Source organism: Pelatocladus sp., from assembly GCF_059505505.1.
In genome coordinates, this window is sequence record NZ_JCACKS010000204.1 from 34,646 (window position 1) to 54,216 (window position 19,571).

19 protein-coding genes and 3 pseudogenes are annotated in these 19,571 nt (G+C 41.1%); 14 read left to right on the top strand and 8 right to left on the bottom strand.

Features of this window, described 5'->3' with window-relative positions; translation table 11 throughout:
- Positions 1 to 2 precede the first annotated feature (2 nt).
- Positions 3 to 1,640, bottom strand: a complete 1,638-nt coding sequence (locus tag AC5JMK_RS16385) for a tetratricopeptide repeat protein (RefSeq protein ID WP_495910573.1) — start codon at positions 1,638 to 1,640, stop codon at positions 3 to 5.
- Between the two features lie 151 nt (positions 1,641 to 1,791).
- Positions 1,792 to 3,435 (bottom strand): fasciclin domain-containing protein, encoded by a 1,644-nt coding sequence (locus AC5JMK_RS16390; RefSeq protein WP_495910574.1) that lies wholly within the window; start codon positions 3,433 to 3,435, stop codon positions 1,792 to 1,794.
- A gap of 930 nt (positions 3,436 to 4,365) precedes the next feature.
- Between AC5JMK_RS16390 and AC5JMK_RS16395 the strand changes: the two genes are divergently transcribed.
- From AC5JMK_RS16395 to csaB, 6 genes and pseudogenes are all read left to right on the top strand, one after another.
- The gene (locus AC5JMK_RS16395; protein WP_495910575.1) at positions 4,366 to 4,584 is read left to right on the top strand and encodes a carbonic anhydrase; all 219 of its coding nucleotides are present in this window, start codon (positions 4,366 to 4,368) and stop codon (positions 4,582 to 4,584) included.
- 42 nt (positions 4,585 to 4,626) lie between these two features.
- A complete protein-coding gene (locus tag AC5JMK_RS16400) occupies positions 4,627 to 4,914 on the top strand; it encodes a glutaredoxin family protein (protein WP_096676451.1) in 288 nt (95 codons plus the stop codon).
- A gap of 188 nt (positions 4,915 to 5,102) precedes the next feature.
- The gene (locus AC5JMK_RS16405; protein WP_096676452.1) at positions 5,103 to 6,602 is read left to right on the top strand and encodes a UDP-N-acetylmuramoyl-L-alanyl-D-glutamate--2,6-diaminopimelate ligase; all 1,500 of its coding nucleotides are present in this window, start codon (positions 5,103 to 5,105) and stop codon (positions 6,600 to 6,602) included.
- A gap of 197 nt (positions 6,603 to 6,799) precedes the next feature.
- Positions 6,800 to 8,193 (top strand): annotated as a pseudogene (locus AC5JMK_RS16410) (DICT sensory domain-containing protein).
- 46 nt (positions 8,194 to 8,239) lie between these two features.
- Entirely contained in the window at positions 8,240 to 9,415 is a 1,176-nt protein-coding gene (locus AC5JMK_RS16415; protein ID WP_096676454.1) for an AbrB family transcriptional regulator, read from the top strand.
- 535 nt (positions 9,416 to 9,950) lie between these two features.
- Positions 9,951 to 10,991 carry a polysaccharide pyruvyl transferase CsaB gene (csaB, locus tag AC5JMK_RS16420; protein WP_096676455.1) on the top strand — a complete coding sequence of 347 codons (1,041 nt, stop codon included), beginning with the start codon at positions 9,951 to 9,953 and terminating at the stop codon, positions 10,989 to 10,991.
- A 219-nt stretch (positions 10,992 to 11,210) separates the two neighbouring features.
- Here the strand turns inward: csaB and AC5JMK_RS16425 are convergent, their stop codons facing one another.
- The 3 genes and pseudogenes from AC5JMK_RS16425 to AC5JMK_RS16435 form a co-directional block, all read right to left on the bottom strand.
- Positions 11,211 to 11,549 carry a hypothetical protein gene (locus AC5JMK_RS16425; RefSeq protein WP_495910576.1) on the bottom strand — a complete coding sequence of 113 codons (339 nt, stop codon included), beginning with the start codon at positions 11,547 to 11,549 and terminating at the stop codon, positions 11,211 to 11,213.
- Positions 11,550 to 11,602: 53 nt separating this feature from the next.
- Positions 11,603 to 12,731, bottom strand: a pseudogene (locus AC5JMK_RS16430) (IS630 family transposase).
- 66 nt (positions 12,732 to 12,797) lie between these two features.
- On the bottom strand, positions 12,798 to 13,295 hold the full coding sequence (locus tag AC5JMK_RS16435; protein ID WP_495910577.1) for a hypothetical protein: 498 nt from the start codon (positions 13,293 to 13,295) through the stop codon (positions 12,798 to 12,800).
- Positions 13,296 to 13,372: 77 nt separating this feature from the next.
- Here AC5JMK_RS16435 and AC5JMK_RS16440 point away from each other — a divergent pair, with 77 nt between their 5' ends.
- From AC5JMK_RS16440 to AC5JMK_RS16475, 8 genes are all read left to right on the top strand, one after another.
- The gene (locus tag AC5JMK_RS16440; RefSeq protein ID WP_495910578.1) at positions 13,373 to 13,834 is read left to right on the top strand and encodes an ECF-type sigma factor; all 462 of its coding nucleotides are present in this window, start codon (positions 13,373 to 13,375) and stop codon (positions 13,832 to 13,834) included.
- Between the two features lie 18 nt (positions 13,835 to 13,852).
- Complete coding sequence (locus tag AC5JMK_RS16445) at positions 13,853 to 14,275, top strand: hypothetical protein (protein WP_495910579.1); 423 nt, start codon at positions 13,853 to 13,855, stop codon at positions 14,273 to 14,275.
- Positions 14,266 to 14,868 (top strand): hypothetical protein, encoded by a 603-nt coding sequence (locus tag AC5JMK_RS16450; RefSeq protein ID WP_495910580.1) that lies wholly within the window; start codon positions 14,266 to 14,268, stop codon positions 14,866 to 14,868. Before AC5JMK_RS16445 ends, AC5JMK_RS16450 begins: the two co-directional genes overlap by 10 nt.
- 147 nt (positions 14,869 to 15,015) lie before the next feature.
- A complete protein-coding gene (locus AC5JMK_RS16455; protein ID WP_495910581.1) occupies positions 15,016 to 15,465 on the top strand; it encodes a hypothetical protein in 450 nt (149 codons plus the stop codon).
- A gap of 2 nt (positions 15,466 to 15,467) precedes the next feature.
- The gene (locus AC5JMK_RS16460; protein WP_495910582.1) at positions 15,468 to 16,952 is read left to right on the top strand and encodes a coiled-coil domain-containing protein; all 1,485 of its coding nucleotides are present in this window, start codon (positions 15,468 to 15,470) and stop codon (positions 16,950 to 16,952) included.
- Between the two features lie 144 nt (positions 16,953 to 17,096).
- A complete protein-coding gene (locus tag AC5JMK_RS16465) occupies positions 17,097 to 17,498 on the top strand; it encodes a hypothetical protein (RefSeq protein ID WP_495910583.1) in 402 nt (133 codons plus the stop codon).
- Between the two features lie 400 nt (positions 17,499 to 17,898).
- Positions 17,899 to 18,075, top strand: a complete 177-nt coding sequence (locus AC5JMK_RS16470) for a DUF6888 family protein (RefSeq protein ID WP_495910584.1) — start codon at positions 17,899 to 17,901, stop codon at positions 18,073 to 18,075.
- On the top strand, positions 18,072 to 18,260 hold the full coding sequence (locus AC5JMK_RS16475) for a DUF6887 family protein (RefSeq protein ID WP_495910585.1): 189 nt from the start codon (positions 18,072 to 18,074) through the stop codon (positions 18,258 to 18,260). The genes AC5JMK_RS16470 and AC5JMK_RS16475 overlap by 4 nt, the downstream gene beginning before the upstream one ends.
- 31 nt (positions 18,261 to 18,291) lie before the next feature.
- On the opposite strand, the pseudogene AC5JMK_RS16480 reads toward AC5JMK_RS16475, so the two are convergent.
- The 3 genes and pseudogenes from AC5JMK_RS16480 to AC5JMK_RS16490 all read right to left on the bottom strand — a co-directional run.
- Positions 18,292 to 18,747, bottom strand: a pseudogene (locus AC5JMK_RS16480) (hypothetical protein); the annotation flags it as partial.
- Between the two features lie 258 nt (positions 18,748 to 19,005).
- Positions 19,006 to 19,179: a hypothetical protein gene (locus tag AC5JMK_RS16485; RefSeq protein ID WP_495910587.1), complete on the bottom strand. Its 174-nt coding sequence runs from the start codon at positions 19,177 to 19,179 to the stop codon at positions 19,006 to 19,008.
- Positions 19,180 to 19,491 (bottom strand): hypothetical protein, encoded by a 312-nt coding sequence (locus AC5JMK_RS16490; RefSeq protein WP_495910586.1) that lies wholly within the window; start codon positions 19,489 to 19,491, stop codon positions 19,180 to 19,182. It abuts the gene before it with no gap.
- Between the last annotated feature and the right edge of the window lie 80 nt (positions 19,492 to 19,571).

Sequence of the window (19,571 nt, forward strand, 5' to 3'; positions counted from 1 at the left end):
CACTAAAATTTTAAATCATCCAAAGAATCTTCAATTTCTAAATCTAAAATTCTTTCTTGAATTTTTTTATGTTTTGCCAGATTACCTTCTTTATAATATATCGCTGTAGCTTTCTGAAAATCTGCGATCGCTCCTTGTTTATCTCCTAAATCATCATGAGCATTGCCACGATTATAATAAGCATCGGCATCATTGATATTAATTTTGAGGGTTTCTGTATAATCTGCGATCGCTCCCTCGTAATCTTGTACATCATAACGAGCATTCCCGCGATTATAATAAGCATCGGCATCATGAGGATTAATTTTGATTGCTTGGGTATAATCTATGATTGCTCCTTCATAGTCTCCCAATTCTAAGCGAAAGTTGCCACGCTTTTTATAAGCAAGAAAATCATCAGCATCAAGCTCATTTTCTTGGACAAAATCTTCAACTTGTTCCTGGTAATCTCCAATTTTGATATTTTTTAAATTTATCTTCCCTTCTGGCTGTGGATACAACTTGATTAATTGAGTATAGTCTTCAATAGCTCCTTGTTTGTCTCCTAGAAAATAACGCACATCAGCACGATTTTTGTAAGCGATCGCATCATTGGGATTAATGCTAATTGCCTGAGTATAATCAGCAATTGCTCCTTCATAATCTCCTAACTGATAACGTGCTAAACCACTTTTATTGTAAGCTTTAATATATCTAGGATTAATTCTAATTGCCTGAGCATAATCGGCAATTGCACCTTCATAATCTCCTACTTGATAACGTGCTAAACCAAGTTTATAGTATGTATCGGCATCATGAGCATAAATTTGCAATGCTTCATTATAATTGATGATAGCAGCATGATATTGTCCTTTTTTGCTGCATTCATCGCCGAGTTTGATATAAATCAGATTTAACTCTTCACTTTGAGTATTTATATTTTTAACTGAATCTAAAGCAGGTTTTGTGAGGTAATTATCTGGTTGTTGATAGATTAATTCTGATTTCACATTTTGTTTATGATTTATGAAGGTTTTTTCATTTGGCTGATGATTTTTAGAATTTTGTAATTGTTCTAAATAACCGCGTAAACCACCACCATAAAGTAATTGCTGTATTCCGAAGGAAATTCTCCCAGTTTTCAGCTTAATCATTTGAGTCGGAAGAAAACCAGCTAGGAAGAGATGATACTCTGATTGCGCCTCATTGACTTGCTCTTGAATTAAAATGCAAACCACAACTGCATTTTTCTCAACTTCTTCGGCACTAATTGACCATCTGACTTTATCAATGTTACCGTAACGAGATTTCACCTCAATACCAATAGATGGATTAGCCGTCATCGTAAAATCTGTTTTACCATCTCCGCCAATTCTTTTTTCGTAATCTACTTCTGTGATCAAATCAGCTAGTCGTTCTTTCACTACTTCCTCTCCTAACTTTCCTTTGAGGTAGCTGATGAAAACATCACGAACTGATGATACACGTTTATATTTTTCTGCCATTAGCCAGCAAAAGTCTCTAAGAGTTTTTAATCTTTCCCCAGAGATTATCGTCGTTTCACTATATTGACCCTCTGTTTGACAATGCAGCAGACAACCAGATGTTAGCCTTTTGATAAAGTCTGATTGGAGCGATCGCAGTACAGTTATCCAATCCATTGATATTTCTGCGAATCTTTTGATCAGGTGATTCTATCTAAGATATCAAAACTGGACTGACTTTCATCAATAAAACCCCACTCCTACTATCTAAACTTAGGAGCGGGGTCATATCATCATAGGGGATTCGACAATCTTTTCTTTTATTAATTTAGAATCTGTAACCGATTCCTAACATCAGGCCAACATCTGTGTCATCTACAAAAGAAGCATTCACAGAACCTGTGATCATAAATTGAGAAGACAAAGGATAATCTACACCACCAGTCAGTAGCAAACCAATATCAGTGTCATCACCAGTCCCGATAGCTACGCCAGCACCTATGTAAGGAGATATAACAGCATCACTACCACCAATATCAGTTGGTCGGAAAGCAAAGTCAAAAGTGATGGGAACTAGGAAGACAGTATCATCACCAATAACTGCTCCTGGCCGGATTGAGAAATTGTTTGTAATACCAAATTTGCTGGTGACTGCAAAGTTTCCACTGCCAAGAGCCGTATTACCACCTAAACCAATGTTACCACCAACGGCAATATAGTTTCTCTTAACTCTGACAGCAGTATCTTCACCTTCTGTTTGTTCACCCTGTGCTAATTCAGGTGGAATCAAAACTTGGTTGATGACGTGTACAACACCATTAGTCGCTTTAACATCTGGTTGGATGACACTGGCATTATTGACCGCAATCTGGTTATTCGCAGTATCAACTTTTACATTAACAGCTTCGTCTTCCAAAGTTTTGACTTCACCAGATGTAAGCTTGTTTGCAGGCAGATCACCAGAAACTACGTGATATCTCAAAATCTTGATTAACGTTTCTCTGTTTTCTGGTTGCTGTAACTGCTGTAAAACATCTGGAGGTAAAGCTGCAAATGCTTGATCTGTCGGGGCAAAAAGTGTGTATGGCCCTGGTTGTCTCAAAGCATCTGCTAAACCTGCTGTCTTCAGTAAAGAAGTCAGAGTTGTAAAACTACCACTAGACTCAGCTAGCGAAACAATATCACCTGTAGTTTGAGGATTACCACCCACAATGTAACTTACAGCTGCCACATTACTAGGTAATGGTTGCACTTGTCCAAGTCTCACCAACGCTTGATATAAAAGTGCAGCCGCCTCAGCACGCGTTAAACCTCCTTGAGGATTAAGCGTTCTGACATCAGGATAGTTGACGACAAGATTAGCTTGGGTTGCTGCCGCGACCTGATTAATAGCATAAGATGGGATCTGCCCAGCATCTACATAATTAGTAGAAAGAGTTTGTTCTACAGAGCCACTGGGAGATAAATTGAGTCCGCTAGCTATCGCAGTAATAGCATCTGCTTTGGAAACTGTTTGATTCGGCTGAAACAAGTTATTTGGATAACCTGCTAGAAATCCAGCTTCATAAGCAGCTTTAATTGCAGATGCTGCCCAATAATCAGAAGGCACATCTCTGAAGCCTTCTGGTGGTAGCTGACGAACTGGATTTAGCGTAAAAGCTTTTTGGAACATAGCAGCAATTTCAGCCCGGGTTACAGGTTGATTTGGTCTGAAGGTTCCATCTGGAAAACCAGCAATTACATTTCTTGCAGCTAAACCTTGAATAAATGGCAACGCCCAATAATCTGCTGGCACATCAGCAAAGCTAGGAGTAGTCACAGCAGGTGCAGGTGTGAGTGCAGGTGCTGGAGTTGGGGCATTAACTTGAGCGGATACAGGAGCGGACATTATTATTGGACTTGTCACAGTAGCCATCATTCCTAAAGCCACTAATGCGCTACTTGTGAACGACCAACTAGATAAACTACGCATGAACACTTCCTCCTCAACAACACATATCGACAGTTCATCAAACAGAACTTTTACATTGACTTAGACATGCAAAATACAATCCTTCTTGCTTTTATTTGTGATGATATCAGTTGATTTTGTAAATTCAAACATAAGTTTTTGTCTTGACTTCCACTTAAGAAGTTTCATAGCTCTAATGTCCAACAGATCCATCAAAAAAACAATACTTTGTAAGGTATAAATTTTTTCTAGCATTGGTTGGCAAATATTTAAGTTAAGTCATAGATAGTGAAGGAGCAGTTTATTTGTGATTCTATCTATGTTAGCTAGATTACAAGCCACATCATCGATTGATGATGAGCAATCTAGAAAGTGATCACTAATTACACTATCTAAAGTAGGCAATTGCTAGAGTCAGTATTAAGCTGCTTACTAATAATACCTGTTTTTGAGTGCCTGAGTCATATATCAAAAGCAAGGAATATATATCTACCGAAAGCAAGGGATGACAGGTGTTAAATGTCTGTTATGCTCTTGACACTCCCTTGGCTAAAGCCGAGGGGATTCTACATTCACCGTCAGAATTTGCCCTACCAGGCTTGCGCCAAGTAGGGTATTGATTCCGACTCCTGTAGCGTTACTTTGGGGATGCCCTCCCCTAGCTTGTCTTCCAAGATTCAGAATATTTTTTGCAGCGTTAATTTCTCTTTGCAAGTCGCACCCACAACTACATTTATGGGTACGAGTTGAAAGAGATTTTTTAACATTTGTAAATCTGTTTTTGAGCGTGTTTGATGGATTTTTCTGCTTTTCTTAAAAACCTTGGGTTAGGTTCATGATGCCCATTGGAGTCTGAGTAGAAAAATTCTAACTCGACATCTAAACCTACTTCACTGTCAGCTATTCTAGCCTCAGTCTTAACCTCGACATCAATAGCAAATTTCTGGCAGAATGGGTTTGATAGTTGAAGGTATCAAACCTGCTATTGAAACAATCAAATCGTCCCCAGAAAATTTACAGGCTCATGCAGTTGTAGCCAATATTAAATACCAAGCCAATAAGTTGATAGAAGATTCAACAATTTTATCTAGACTTGTTCGCCAAAATAAACTTAAAATTGTTGGCGTTCGTTACGATGTGGATACTAGTAAAGTATCTATCGTAACCTAACAAAAGTCTATTGCTTGGCAATGTGAGAATTGGTATCAACAAATGCAATTGATCTTATACAGTAAGCCGGGATGTCATTTATGTGAGGGTTTACAGGAAAAATTAGAAAAAATTATAGAGATGGAAAATATTTCATCTCTACAGCTAGAAATTCGGGACATTACCACTGATGACAATTGGTTCCAAGCCTACCAATATGAGGTTCCTGTGTTGTTTGTAGCCCATCAGGCAAATAGCGTCCAAGATAAAGAGAAAATGCAACTTATACCCCGCCCTTCTCCCCGTGCGACAGTACAACAGTTGGAAAATTTACTCCGGAAGTATCTATAAGTATTTGTAGAAAAAGGAAAATAGTGCAGAATAAAGCGCAAGCTATCGGTTAGGTTTAGTTTCTAACCCTAGTAGTTTGTAGTAAGGACTTTAGTCCTCTATGAGCGCTTAAGCGCTCACTACGAACCCAGCATAGTTCGTGTAGTCGAGTATTAGCCTATAGTTCCTTTTTTGAAGAGGTTCACAACATGATACTGCGGGAGTTAATAGCCAGTGTAGAAGGGATTGTGCATTTACCTGAACATCCAGCAATGGATAGTGAGGTGACAGGATTAACAACAAATTCCCATGCTACCACTCCAGGAGATTTATTTATTGGTATGCCTGGAACACGGGTTGATGGCGGGGATTTTTGGCAAAGTGCGATCGCATCTGGTGCTGTAGCGGCAATCATATCTCCTAACGCAGCACAGAAACACCCTTCCACCCCAGACGCTTGTGTCATTACCGTCACAGACATGACAACAGCCTGCGCCCAATTAGCTAAAGTTTTTTATGACTATCCTGGGCAAAAACTCAAACTTGTGGGCGTCACAGGTACAAACGGTAAAACCACAACCAGCCATTTGATTGAATATTTCCTTAACAAAGCCAATAAACTTACGGCTTTAATGGGTACTTTGTATACTCGCTGGCCAGGTTTCACTCAAACTGCTGTTCATACCACACCATTTGCAGTCGAACTGCAACACCAGCTAGCAGCAGCCATAGCTGCTGGTAATGAATATGGTGTAATGGAAGTTAGTTCCCACGCTTTGGCACAAGGACGGGTAATGGGTTGCCAATTTGAAGTTGGGGTGTTTAGTAATCTTACTCAAGACCATCTTGACTTTCACCGCGATATGGAAGATTACTTCGCGGCCAAAGCTTTGCTATTTAATTCTGATTATCTCAAAGAGCGAGCAATAATTAACGCCGATGATCCCTACGGACAGCGATTAATTACATCTTTAGATGCAAATAAAGTTTGGAGTTATAGTGTCAGAAATTCCAGTGCTGATTTATGGATGAGTGATTTAAGTTACGAACCCAATGGTGTTAGTGGTAAACTGCACACACCAACAGGTGATGTAGCTTTTCGTTCACCTCTAGTTGGTCAATATAATCTGGAAAATCTTTTGGCAGCAGTCGGAGCAGTTTTACATTTAGGTTTAGATTTAGAGTTGGTGATATCTGTGATACCAGAGTTCCCGGGTGTTCCTGGACGCATGGAAAGAGTACAGGTGAATCCACAACAGGACATCAGTGTGATTGTAGATTATGCTCACACTCCTGATAGTTTAGAAAACTTGCTCAAAGCAGCGCGTCCGTTTATTCCTGGTAAGATGATTTGTGTATTTGGTTGCGGAGGAGATAGGGATAGAACTAAGCGCCCCAAAATGGGTAAAATTGTCGCCGAACTAGCTGACGTAGCAGTAGTGACATCCGATAATCCCCGTACTGAAGATCCAGAGCGGATTTTGGAGGACATTTTAACAGGAATACCGGAAACAATTCAGCCAATAGTGATCTGCGATCGCGCTACCGCTATTAAGAGTGCAATTTTGGAAGCACAACCTGGAGATGGTGTCCTGCTAGCTGGTAAAGGTCACGAAGATTACCAAATTCTCGGAACCGAAAAAATCCACTTTGACGACAGAGAACACGCACGCGACGCCTTAGAAGAAAAGCTAAGGACTAAAGCTTAGGAATCGGGGATCGGGGATCAAAAAGGGGACAAACAGACAAGGAGGAAAAGGGAGAATATTTGTTATCTGTTTCCTCCTCTCCTTGTCTTACTCATTAAAGACAATTTATAAATACTGAATCGGCGTTCTAGGAACAGGAAATTATTAGTATAAAATTATTCTCCATTTCCGTACCAATGACAAATAACAAATAACAAATGAATGTTTCTCTGGTTCAGGAACTATCAATATTTCAACTGGCTTTGGGTGGACAAACACCTCCTCCAGTTTTGTCGGTGACTCCTGCTACTCTCTTATCACTATTGAAGTCACAAATAGACTTATTAATAGAGCAGCATATTCCAGCAACTTTATGGGTAAAATTGCCGCCAGGAAAAATTTGGCATTCAGAAATTCAACGCTACCAACAGCAATTTGATAATTCTGGAGTTGTTTATAATTGCCAAGTTGAGAATCTGGGGAATACTTTGGTTGATGGGGAGACTCAGAAAAACACTCCTCCTATAACTTCACCATCCCAAATCTATGGCAAACAGTCCAAGACAGATTTATACCCTAAATCAAAAATACATCGAGAGTATTTCTTAATAGTATTATCAGCCAATTTTTGCAGTTTAACGGTAACTGAAAGAGAAATTAAAAATTATAGAAATTTGTTGACTATAACTACTATTGAACCACAAAGAATCCAACAGGTATTAGATGGTATCAAACAAGCAATAGTACTAGAAAAATATCCGATTGCACCAGATGATTTGATTTGTACAAGTGTGCTTGAACCAGCACTGATGAGTCAATTGTTGACAAAACAACTCCAACGACACGATGAAATTAACCGTCAAATTATTTCTCAGCAGATAGCCAAGATAGAACAGCAAAAACAAAAACTACACAACAGTTTGCAACTCAAAGACGAATTCTTAAGTAATGTCTGTCATGAACTACGTACACCTTTGACACACATGAAGACAGCCTTAAGTCTATTAAATTCGCCTAGTCTAAAAAACACCCAACGACAGCGCTATTCCCAAATGCTCAATACTCAATGCGATCGCCAAAATTCGCTAATTCATGGCGTCTTGGAATTGGTGCAAATTGAGCATAATTTGGAAGCAATGCATTTAGAAACAGTACACCTTGCAGACATTGTACCTGGAGTAGTTAGTACCTATCAACCCCTAGCACAAGAAAAAGGGATTATGTTAGCTTACACCGTACCAATAGAACTCCCTGCTGTTTGGTGTGTAAGTGGAGGAGTTAGGCAAATTGTCATTCATCTGCTTTCTAATAGCATTAAATATACTCCAAAGGAGGACAAGTTTGGGTGCGCGGACGCCTCCAAAGCAATTATGTTCAATTAGAATTTCGTGATAGCGGTATCGGTATTGGCGAAAGCGAAATTCCCAAAATTTTTGACCGTTTTTATCGCGTGCGTCCACTGTCAATAGAAGATCCTGGCGGTGCAGGCTTAGGTCTAACAATTGTACAGCAACTACTACACGGGTGTGGTGGCTCTATTTCTGTTAAAAGCAAACCTTCCGAAGGTTCCACTTTTACAGTCCAGTTAGCGGGGAGCATCCCAAATGTTTAATAATCGCGCTAGTTTGGTTACTAGTTGATTTAAGAAACACTTTTTAATGAATCAAAGTTTAACTGTTGTTCCCAATCAAGAACATAGCACCACAGAAAGTCCTGTTGTTAAGCAACAACAGATATCTATCAAGCAACTCCAGATCCTGAGTGTAGAGTTACTTTTAGCTATACCCTTTGGTTTAGCTCTATCTCATTTCAATTTTGGTGGTATTGCTTGGATTTTTGGCGGAATCATTTCTGGTGCGCTGGTATTCCAGACATGTCGGATTTTTTATAACTATTCGCCTAAACCTAACCGCGTTGCTAGACAGGTGGGAATGATGTTGGTGGGTATAACTATCGGTGCTTCTAATGCTCATGCTAATTTAGCTAATATTACTGCTGGCGTTCCAGTTTTTGTTTTCCTCACTCTGTTTCTCATGCTGTGTGGAAGTTGCATTGGCTACATTTATTCTCGTTTGACCAAAACCAATCTTTTGACATCAATGCTGGCTACAGTTCCTGGTGGTGTGGGTGTGATGTCAGCTATTGCAGCAGATTACAACAAAAATGTCACTTTGGTAGCCTTAGTACAAGCACTCCGAGTCACAAGCGTAGTTTTCCTCATTCCCTTAATAGCAAGAGTCACAAATCATACCTCTATTCAACCACCCATATCCTCTACTAACGAGCCATATTCTTTAGAGTTACTTTTGTTAGTATTATTAATTAGTACATTAGCAGTTTACATAACTCAATTATTGAAAATTCCTGCTGCTCCTTTTTTCGCCTCGTTAGTCGTGGGAATAACAATTAATCCAATTCTAAATTGGCTATCTTTGGGAAGTGATATCTACTTCACCCCACCAATATTAATCAAATTACTGGGTCAAATGCTGTTGGGAATTACTATTGGTGAGTATTGGGGCGAAAAACCGACTTTCAAAAAACGAACTATAGGATACGCCTTGATCTCAGTCGCAATGACTCTTACTGCTGGCGTAGCTGCTACTTTACTTGCAATGCAATTAACTTCTTGGGACTGGTTAACTTGTCTTTTGGTGACAGCACCTGGAGGAGCTGCGGAAATTATTTTAGTTGCTTTAACACTAGATCATAATGTCGAAATTGTTACAGCCGGTCATGTTGTACGACTAATTGCTATTAATAGTTTCCTGCCAATTTGGTTATTTTTGTTTCGCTATTTTGAAAATAAAGAAGATAGAAGAGAAATGGTATAACAGCTTTTTAAAACAATCGCTATAGCAACATGACTATAACAGTCCGAACTGAATCGTGAGAAAATACGTAGGTTGGATATCAAATCTAAAAGTAAAAATTTATTCACTTCTGGCGATATTCGTAATCGCCGCTATACAAACCAAGTCCGTCGATGCGGACTAACAGAGTTTTAAACCCACGTAGGTGGTGTCAATACGGTTCGGTTAAGGATTTTTCGTCATAATTTTGGGGTTGTACCAGACGCGATATAGTGCGTCTGGTACAGGATTTAGCTAAGGGTTTAAACCCTGAGCGGTATTCCAATTCTCAATTCGGCAATTTGGCAAGTTTCAGCTTCTTAATACTGATATTTTTTGATTGTGCAAGAGGTGTAGTAAAAGTCGCCCCGGCTAATAAGTCGGGGTTTTAGTTTTTCAAATAATATAAATCAATTCGGTGTAAACTTAAATCCCGCTAAAGTAGACTCAACAAAAATTGTTGATACACGCCAACCAATACAATAATCTGAATATCTACATATCTCAAAAGGCTAAGATGCGGGCGTTATTGTCTGGATACTACGGGAAAGGAAATGGTGGCGATGAGGCTTTGTTGGCAACGCTACTGCAAATGTTACCATCTGATGTCACACCAGTGGTTCTTTCTGGCAATCCAGAGGAAACACGAAATCGCTATGGCGTAGAAGCTTATGAACGTATGGCTTTTCCCAGCTTAATCAAAGGTTTGCGTTCTTGTGATGCTTTAATTTGGGGTGGTGGTAGTTTAATCCAAGATGCCACTAGTGCCATCAGCCCATTTTACTATGGGACAATGATGAGCGTAGCTCAAAAAATGGGCTTAAAAACAATCGCTTGGGCGCAGGGTATCGGCCCTTTACATCGTGGGGTGACACGTTGGTTAGCGCGACAAACTTTTGCAGGTTGTACGCAAGTGAGTGTACGCGATCGCGCTTCGGCCAGTTTACTATCTGATTGGCAAATTCCCCACATCAAGGCACCCGATCCGGTGTGGGCGTTACAATCCAAACCAGTCCCCGGACTTTGGAATTTATCAGCACCAAGAGTTGCTGTGACGTTGCGATCGCATCCCCAACTTACCCCAACTCGCCTGAGTCATCTGACTCGCGCCTTGGTAGACTTTCAAAAAGCTACGCAGACTTTTATTGTGCTGCTACCTTTCCAAAAGGCCCAAGATTTGAATCTCGCCCAAGCAATTCAACCAGCACTCAAAGATGTTAGTCAAATTCTCTGCTTGGAAGAACCACAACTATTAAAAGGTGTGTTTCGGGGAATTGAAATGGCGATCGGAATGCGTTTGCATAGTTTAATCATGGCAGCCAGCGAAGGTTGTCGCTGTTTTGCTTTAAGTTATGACCCAAAAGTTAACCGTTTGATGGAAGATTTAGATATGCCGGGGTGGGATTTAGCAAATTTACCAGACGACCCCAATGTTATTAGTAAAACTTGGATTGAGCATTATGCCAATGGTGATCCATTGTCATCAGAAAAAATCCAGTTTTTAGTAGACAGAGCGCTGATTCATCGCGAAGTGTTGTATCAAGCCTTAAGTCAGTGAACAGTTCGGTAGAGACGCGAAATTTTGCGTCTCTAAACACCTTCATACAACTCTAATCAATCAAACAGTCTGCTGCGATTTCAATTGCAGGCGGATTTTTTGAACATTTGGGATACTTCCTTGATTTATCAATAAACCATTGACACTCCCCTGGTTGCGTGAATATGGCTACGCTCATTCGCGCTAAAAACCAGGGGATTCTTGGTTCAACGAGACCACTTAGATTAGGTTCCTTGCGTCATCTAACCCAGAGGTGGGACTCTCCCCAAGCGTTAACTTTCGGTCTGCCCGACCGTAGTTGCATTGCTGCAAGTCCTGTTTATTCGACTTTGCCCACTCCAGTACAACCTTGTCAAAGTGAGATTCAGCAACCAATTCTGACCCATCTTCTCGTGGGTAAATTGCCGCTCTCACGCGAGCTAGCATGATTTTTACTTCTTCTATGGGTTTTTGAGTGGCTTTGACTAAAGCGTCTAGTTTATAGAGTTTTGTTTTGGTGCTTGTTTCTTTGGTTTCTTTAGAAGATAAATTTGATTGCTCTAAAACTGCTGTAGTCATACGCGGTTCTCCCAAATAATTGTCTAGTAGTCTGACAAGTTAACTTTGCTAGGTCAGACATCTGGGTATACGCGTCCCATTTTCTTACGTGCATCCGTAGTTTTAAAGCGCCAATTTACACTCGCCTTGTGAAAATTGCGATCGCTTTCCCAAAAGGCGATTTCTTGGGATAATGTTTGTACATCAGCAATTCGCCTTTCCAAGCACTGACGTGATAAAACAGAAAATTCAATCTCAACTTGATTTAACCAACTAGCGTGTTTGGGGGTGTAGTGAAACTCTAACTTTTGGACAATCCGACGTGCTTCTTCTGGTGGAAATACTTCGTACAAAGCCGATGGATTATGTGTATTCAAGTTATCAACTACTAGACGAATAGACTCTGCTTGTGAGTAATGAACGTCCACTAAATTCTTCATTTGGATGGCGAAATCTTTTTTAGTTCTCTGTTGTGTAACTTCAATATGCCGCCAACCTTTATGCGGTTCAAAAATTGCAAATAAGTTGACACTCCCATTCCTTTTATATTCATAGTCATAACGCTCTGGTTGCCCTGGTTCGGGTGGTAATGGTTCTCTAGTGTCATCCAACAAAGGATATGGGCGTACCCTTCGGGAAGCTTCGCAACATCAAAACAAATTACTGGATGTTTTGGATCGTATGGTTTGCTGTATAAATCTAATAAATCTTCCATCCTTAAAACATATTCAGCATCTATTTTCGGAATGCACCATTGTTCCTTTAACCAAGGTTTAATTTCGTTTTTTTTAAATAAGAGCGTACAGTTTCCCCAGAAACTGAATCGATGATATTTAAACTCACCATGCGCTCTGCTAATAGTTTCATCGTCCAACGATTTCTTCCCTCTGGTGCAGTAGAACATGCTGTTGCAATCAGAAAGGCTTCTTGTTCACCATTCAACTTTGGTTGCTTTGGTGGATGAGGACGGTCTTGTACAGCTAATTCAATTCCTCCCTCTACATATCTGGCACGGGTTCGCTCTACGGTAGAAACGTGTACTCTTAGACATTGTGCGATCGCTTTGTCAGTTTCTCCCTCCCATGCCATCAACAGTATATGAGCGCGAGTCATACTCCTTGCTTTGCTTTTACCTGTTTTGATTAGCGATCGCAGTTTTTCTACTTCTTCTTTACTCAAAGATACTGTATACTTCTTTGCCATGAGCCTACTCGCAACCACACTTCAAATAGTTTATCAGAATCCGTCTCACCTAGCAAAGTTAACTTGTCAGACTAGTAGTTCCACCCTGCCTTCAGATAAAGTGGCTGTAATGACGACGTTGCTAACACTACCATCATGCGAAATATACGAAATAACTTCGTCAAGCACAATATCTCTAGTTGAGCGATCGCCTTGACTAACAACCAACCTCTTTTCATACCTAAGATTTGTAATTTCCCAGGTTTGAGTGGTGTGGTAAATAAACCTTTTGATTTCTCGGACAATATTCTCCACAAAGCCATGCACGCTAAATGGATTAAGTAACTCTATTTGACTAACAGCCTGACTTACATTAGCAGTCTGTTGTCCTGCATCAAAAAAGATTTTGAAGTGCCAACTGCGATCGCATCTATACTCAGCCTCTATATGCAAAAGCATTTCTAGGGACTTGCTTACTAGGTAGGCAATATTTCTCACTGCTCTGGTATGTGATGCAGGGCGCTCTACTTCTGACCAAAGTCGCAAAGTGTAATTCTCGCCAACCTCTCTTTCAATTTCGTACATCGCGACACCTCCGACAGGTCTAGACACTTGATAGCATGGGCATTTTAGTATTGCCATTTCATTTTATGTCGTTATAAATGTCGCAGCCCGACCAGCGCAAAGAGATAGCAAAGGCTAAATTTATCACCGGGGTTCACATTCAGGAAATTGCTGATAGCTTGGGTGTGAGTCGCCGGACGATTGAGCGTTGGGCGGCAGAGGGAAACTGGCGGGATTTGCAACAAACTAATATTGTCCATCTCAAGCCCAAGCCGATAAACTCAAGCCCAAAACTTGAATTACCAAAAATTCGCAGTGTGGAAAGTCTGGATGATATTGGCATAGTTGAGGCGGCGTTATCGGAACTTCACGCTTCACTGCCAGAAGCAGACGATAAATCAAAGGGTGGGATTGCTGGTGCGATCGCTCGACTGGTGGAACTGAAGCGCAAAATCAAGCCTGAGACTGTGGCTGATTTAGTGGAACGGGCAATTGAGCTTGGTGTTAGTCCAGATGAATTTTTACAGCAGCTTAGAGATGCGTGGGCAAAAAGGGCGTAAGGCAGCAATGGGAAGAAGTTGTTAATCAGGCAGAGAAAGAGACTCAGCCCGAAAAAGTTTTGTGGAAGCCTTTGCCTGGCCCACAGACAATGGCTGCCTCAGAAAAATTTATTTGGTTCTCTGGCTGGATTAATCCTTTCCCCAGTACAGCAAGCACTGCAAGGTGTACTGCTCGGAATTGGCGCGCCCATTGGTATGCAGTTGGGAAGTGGAATTGCCAAAGGCGTACAGTCATCTCTGGGAAGTCAAATTGGTTCTTTAGAACTAATCGCCCAGCGCGCCACAGAAAAATCAATTCAGGCGATACCCAAGATACAGCAGGAACTGGTAGAAACTATCCGCGCCAATCCTATTGGTAATGTGGTAGTTAAGCAGCTAGAAACCCTGCAACAAGTACTTGAAAGATTTAGTATCAATCTTTCAAGTACTTGTTGCAATTAGCTGAATTACAAGCAAAAATTTCATCCAAGAAAGCGAATCGCCAAGATATTCAAAGCCTAGCTCGCTCAAGTGCGGCACTAGAAGAGACAACTAAGGAAATTGAAGCACTTCGGGAAACTAAAAGGGCTATAGAAATTGCTAATCCAGAAAAAGACATTCAAAAAACCTCTAAGCGACTGAAAGCACTTAACGATGAACTATCTTCAGTATTGGAGCAGTTACAAAAAAAACTATCAAGTGGACTGGTACAGGCAATTGAGAGTGCAACCAGAGAAATTGTCAATGTTGGCAACCTACCTCAACCGACTAAGGGGCAATTAGTAATTGAAAAGCAGGCTCTAGCATCCGAAAAGGAAGCTCGTAAAGCATCTGAGGTTGGGCGGCTAAAACGACAAAAAGCACAACAGGCAAACACCCTGCCGCCATTGTATGTGGATGCAGTGCAATCGGTAGCTCGGATAGTAACTGGACAAAATTTACCTGCTGAAAAAATCCCCACTGTTGTGCCATCTGCTGAGGTTGCAGGTAGAGGGGATTACCTTACGGCATCCAACACCTACAGAATTCGACCTGATTTGTATCAAAAATTATAAGTAGGCGATATCAATCAAGTAACGGATGAAGTTATTGGTAACATAGTCCATGAGATTTTTCATGCTTTTCAGCATGATTTTGGTTCATCGATCGCTGACAAGACTGGGAATCTTGCTGTCGATATTACTCCCACTCCTGAAGAGCTTTTGAAGCTGGCAGACAAAATCGAATCATCTGTAGCAATTCAGCCAGACCAGAGAAAGCCTTTATCTAGAGAGTTAGAAACAGGAGCAAATGTATTTCAACTTAGAAATACAGACCGGGTGCGTGAGGAATTAAAACGCAAACAGCTTAAAGACCAAGCATTGTCTTTGGGCGGTATAGCTGGCTCTAAGATTGGGCTGACTGATGCCAATAAGTTAATTGACGGTATTTATGCTTTTCTGGCAGAAGCCCAAAAATTGGGTATTGATGTTGCTAAACAAAAATCCAAATACGTTGCGGTCGTCAAAGATATTAGGACTAAAGCTGATGAAATCGGGGCTAAATCTGTAAACTTTGATGGCTTGCCAACTATTGAAATCGAAGAAATAGTCAAGCAATATCAGGAAATTTTAATAATGTCCGCTCCGACGCTTCCAAGCCATTCAACCTAGATTTGGCACGAACCGACCAACAAATCAACGCCATCAAATCTCAGATTGAGGCGTTGAAATCCCCAGAAGCGATCGCAGCATCTGGAGGTACGCAAGCAGCACAGGAGTTGACACAGCAACTACAGGCAAATGCAGAAAAATTGAAACAGTTTAAGGCTGAAGCAGAATCAACACTCGCTTCGTTGCGTGTTGACCCCGTACTGGCTTTTACTCAGGCACTACGCCAACTTAACTTAGCCTTTGCTGAATCTCAGGAGCGAAATCAGCAACAATTCGAGGGACGCAAAACCCGGATTGCTCAATCTCAACTCGCTGGCTTCAAAACAAACAAACAAGCTGGACGACAGGCTGCTTTAGATACAGCAGTAGCTGAAAGAGAAAAAGCCAAGGCTGATTTAGCAGATCTACAATCTGCGGTTAATGAAGGCAGTGCCGCGATCGCATCTCCTGAATTTCAATCAACCTTACAAAGACTGAGTGTTTCTCCTGATTCGTCAGTAGCCAAAATTGATGATGTACTAAAAAATACATCCGATGAAGCTGATAGGGGGATTTTAGAGAAACTTAAGAGTGAGCGAGAGCGGCGTAACCAACTGGCGGGTGCAAAGACTGTGTTTTCTGAATCTCAACTCAAGGTACAGCAAGCGACTCAGGATATTTCTCTTACTCAGCTGCAAGACAGCGCTAACAAGCAGCAACAGATACTGCAACGAACCGAAGCCAAGAAACTCAAGGATGACAATACCAGCCTCGGCATGAAAGGGGCGATCGCATCCCAGCTTAATAGCCTGGGCTTTGGTACAAATGAACTACAAATATTAGAGAAGCGATCACAAATTGAATCGGAGATTGCGGACAAGAAACTGGAAGCACTCAAGCTCGAACAAGCATATCAACGCCAGTCCTTGCAACTTGACCTGAAGCGGCAAAAGATATCTGCCCAAATGGCTGTTTTTGAAGCCGAATCAGCAAGACTCGCAGCTGCTAAAGCCAAGTTGGAAGCTGAATCGGCTTTGCGGATAGCCACCATCAAAAAAGACAAGGTTGGCATTGAAGCAGCCAAGGTGGAAATTGAATTGGCGTCAAGAGGCGCTGAGTTGGCTGATAAAAAATTTAGCGCTGCTGAAGACAACCTCAAAGTCCAAGATGAACTAGCTCGCAATGCCACACTGGCACAGGAAGCAACTCAAAAGGCGGCACTGAACCAGGAATTGGCTGCTGACAGCGCCAGAAGACAAGCGGCGGCATTGGAGAGAGTGGAGGCGTCTGCTCCTAAGATTCAAAAACAAGAGTCGAGAGATACCACCACAGCAGCGCCTGCTAGTTCACCTACAGCAAACAACGACGTACCTGGCTGGGAGAATCCTTATATCCAAAAACCTGGAGAAGGTTTATTTGACTACGAAAGCCGGATCAACTGGATGAAGATGACCGGACAGATTGTAGAGACTAATAACCCACATTCCGCACCTTGGGGTGTCACATAGCATAATCACTTAATTTTTTCTTGTTTCTTTGCTACAAATTATGCTTTCAAATCGTTCTTTAACCGTTAATTCTGGGACTTTAGGTATATGAGATAGCTTCATCTCCTCCTAAAACATAGTAAAAACCGATTGTGACAGTTGAGGGTGCGGAATGTAGGTAATAAAAGAACTAGTGTCATTGATACCAGTGGCTACAATTACGATTTGGAGTTGAACAAAAAACAAGGTAATTTGCCTTATTGGTATTTTGACCCTTATGACCCCAGATATTCGGGTAGTATGCCCCCAATTGACAGAACTGCTGATATGGTGAAGGCGGCAGAAATCAAAACTCCTGAAACTAGCGCTGGATATAGCCAGTTTGTGGATGCTTTAAAGGTGGCAAACCAGGGAATCGAGCAGCGACTCGACACCTTGAATGAACGAATTATGCAGCTTGCCAATAGCCCAAGAAGTCTGACCGTGCAAACTCCGCGCGCGGTTGACGATGCGGCGGATATTATGAGCAAGATTTCTCGTCAACAGCTTGCGAAAGCGGGTTTGTGAAGCGATCACTTCACAGCGATTTTATAGAATCGCGATAAGTACGGATGTCAATCCGCACTTTTATCAGAATCTTTATTGGCACTTCGGTGGCTTTGCTGCAACGTAATACAAGAGCGAAACAATACTCTTGAGTTGAGCGAGTCAACAATGGGGGCGCATATGTCAAACGCTTTTATAACTAACAATCCTCAAGATTTCAAGCTCTGCCTTATGTGGCTTGTTGGAACTTCCAAAAAGATGGTTGCTGAGTTCTCAAGTTGCAGGTGGCTACCACGAATTGGCGAGAAACTGGTTTTACCAGTAGGCGAAGCGGATGAGGATAAGGCAGAGAAAGGAGTAGTGATAATAATGACGGACTGTAGTCTGTACTTTTTGTAGGCGAGAATAAAAGAGAAGTTTGATGGAGCCAACATCAGCACAGTTAAAAGCGTTTTACCGCAGATGTGTAGCAGCAAGTAACTTGATGCAGCCAATTAACGTGGTTCGTTTAGACGAACGAAACAAAAGACTTTTTGTTTTAATTGGCGACACAATTGAAGTAGAAATATTTCCAAATGGGGAGGTATTTATTAAATGACCCAGATGAATTTTGAGCAGATGTCGGATAAAGAGTTGCTAGCCTATGTTAGAACTCATCCACAGGATACAGAGGCATTTCACAAATATATGGATAGGTTAAGCGATCGTCCTGGTGTGCTTTGCACGACGGATGAGGAAGCAGATGCAGAAATGCTAAGACGAGTTAATCAACAAGCAAGTTAGCAGTTCCTACTCTTAAATCAAATTTTGCAACATCAGCTATCCAAATTCTATCAAAATTATGCAGTGCAAACTTAACACTATCTGGTAGTGGTCGCCTCAGTCTTTGCTGCCAATTTAGTTGTAACTGAGGTAGTAAATCTTTAAAGACCCGCTCAAATAATTCAGCAGGAAATACCAAAAATCTTTCTGATAGTGATTGTTGAGCAACTTTAGTAACAGGACACCATAAGAAACCTTCTCTTGCCAAAAGACGATTTAATTCTTGTACTCCAGGAACTTGCCTCCACAATAGCGTTAATACTGCTGCTACCATGAAAGATAAATTCAGAATTCTATCTCGTAATCCTAACTGTTTGTAATATTTTTGTTGAGCAAAAATAGCTGGAGTTAATAAAGCTTCTAATTGCTGAGAAATTACCTCATTATCTATAGTAGGAGTATTATGTTTGTGTGCGTGGTCAGAGTTTTGTTTTTGTCGCTTGGGCATAGCAGTAGACCAAACTTTTCATTACCTTGTTTGATCATTGAATTTATATAACAATGTTGCCCATTTTTTACAAAAGTATTCCATCGTTACAATACTTTTTCATTGGACAAAATAGCTATGAAAAACTTTTTTAATAATGATAATCAAAGAGAGAGGAAGGAGGCGAGCGTCGCTCGCCTCCTTCCTCTCTCCCTCATGCACGATTATCATTTTTATTTAGATTGTTTTGAGTATTTTAGCTGATTGACAAAATGCACTCTACTCTAACCTTTCACGGATGGTGGTTGTGGCGATCGCGATTAAAATTTCGGGAGTCAAATTTTCATTCGTCGGCAGCTTATTAAAATACCTTTCGTAGTGCTCCTTCCAGGTTTGCCGTTTGGTAGCATCGTCTCCTTTTTGGGCAAAGTAATCTTCTTTGAATTTATCGATCTAATACCCACAACTAGAGACGCGATAACCCTTGTCTTTACAATCACCGCCTTCTAGATACTGACTCCAGTTGAATTCCCCACTAGCAATTCTGCCACCTAGTAACTTTGCTTCTGCTTCAGCTGCTTGAAGTCCGGCCACATTGGCATAGATACCCAAAGAAATATCCTGCTGATGCCAATGTTCTTTGTTGCTTGCTGGTTTCGGCGGTAGTGTGGCACGCAAAGACAAGCGATCGCCCCTTTGCCTTACGGCTACTCCGATTTTGCCTGCTTTTAGACGGTTATTTACTACCTCTAACGTCCACTTCAATGTCCTAAATTTGTCCTAAATTAAATGGGTGCGGCTCTTTTAGAGAGACGCGGATTAGTATCAGACAGGTATTGCAAGGG

What these genes read in the sequence shown, in the direction of transcription:
- AC5JMK_RS16400 (WP_096676451.1), top strand. Translation starts at nt 4,627, where the DNA reads ATGCAATTGATCTTATACAGTAAGCCGGGATGTCATTTATGTGAGGGT.
- AC5JMK_RS16415 (WP_096676454.1), top strand. Translation starts at nt 8,240, where the DNA reads ATGAATCAAAGTTTAACTGTTGTTCCCAATCAAGAACATAGCACCACA.
- AC5JMK_RS16470 (WP_495910584.1), top strand. Translation starts at nt 17,899, where the DNA reads ATGGAGCCAACATCAGCACAGTTAAAAGCGTTTTACCGCAGATGTGTA.
- AC5JMK_RS16395 (WP_495910575.1), top strand. Translation starts at nt 4,366, where the DNA reads ATGGGTTTGATAGTTGAAGGTATCAAACCTGCTATTGAAACAATCAAA.
- AC5JMK_RS16425 (WP_495910576.1), bottom strand. Translation starts at nt 11,549, where the DNA reads ATGACTACAGCAGTTTTAGAGCAATCAAATTTATCTTCTAAAGAAACC.
- AC5JMK_RS16390 (WP_495910574.1), bottom strand. Translation starts at nt 3,435, where the DNA reads ATGCGTAGTTTATCTAGTTGGTCGTTCACAAGTAGCGCATTAGTGGCT.
- AC5JMK_RS16475 (WP_495910585.1), top strand. Translation starts at nt 18,072, where the DNA reads ATGACCCAGATGAATTTTGAGCAGATGTCGGATAAAGAGTTGCTAGCC.
- AC5JMK_RS16440 (WP_495910578.1), top strand. Translation starts at nt 13,373, where the DNA reads ATGTCGCAGCCCGACCAGCGCAAAGAGATAGCAAAGGCTAAATTTATC.
- AC5JMK_RS16385 (WP_495910573.1), bottom strand. Translation starts at nt 1,640, where the DNA reads ATGGATTGGATAACTGTACTGCGATCGCTCCAATCAGACTTTATCAAA.
- csaB (WP_096676455.1), top strand. Translation starts at nt 9,951, where the DNA reads ATGCGGGCGTTATTGTCTGGATACTACGGGAAAGGAAATGGTGGCGAT.
- AC5JMK_RS16405 (WP_096676452.1), top strand. Translation starts at nt 5,103, where the DNA reads ATGATACTGCGGGAGTTAATAGCCAGTGTAGAAGGGATTGTGCATTTA.
- AC5JMK_RS16435 (WP_495910577.1), bottom strand. Translation starts at nt 13,295, where the DNA reads ATGTACGAAATTGAAAGAGAGGTTGGCGAGAATTACACTTTGCGACTT.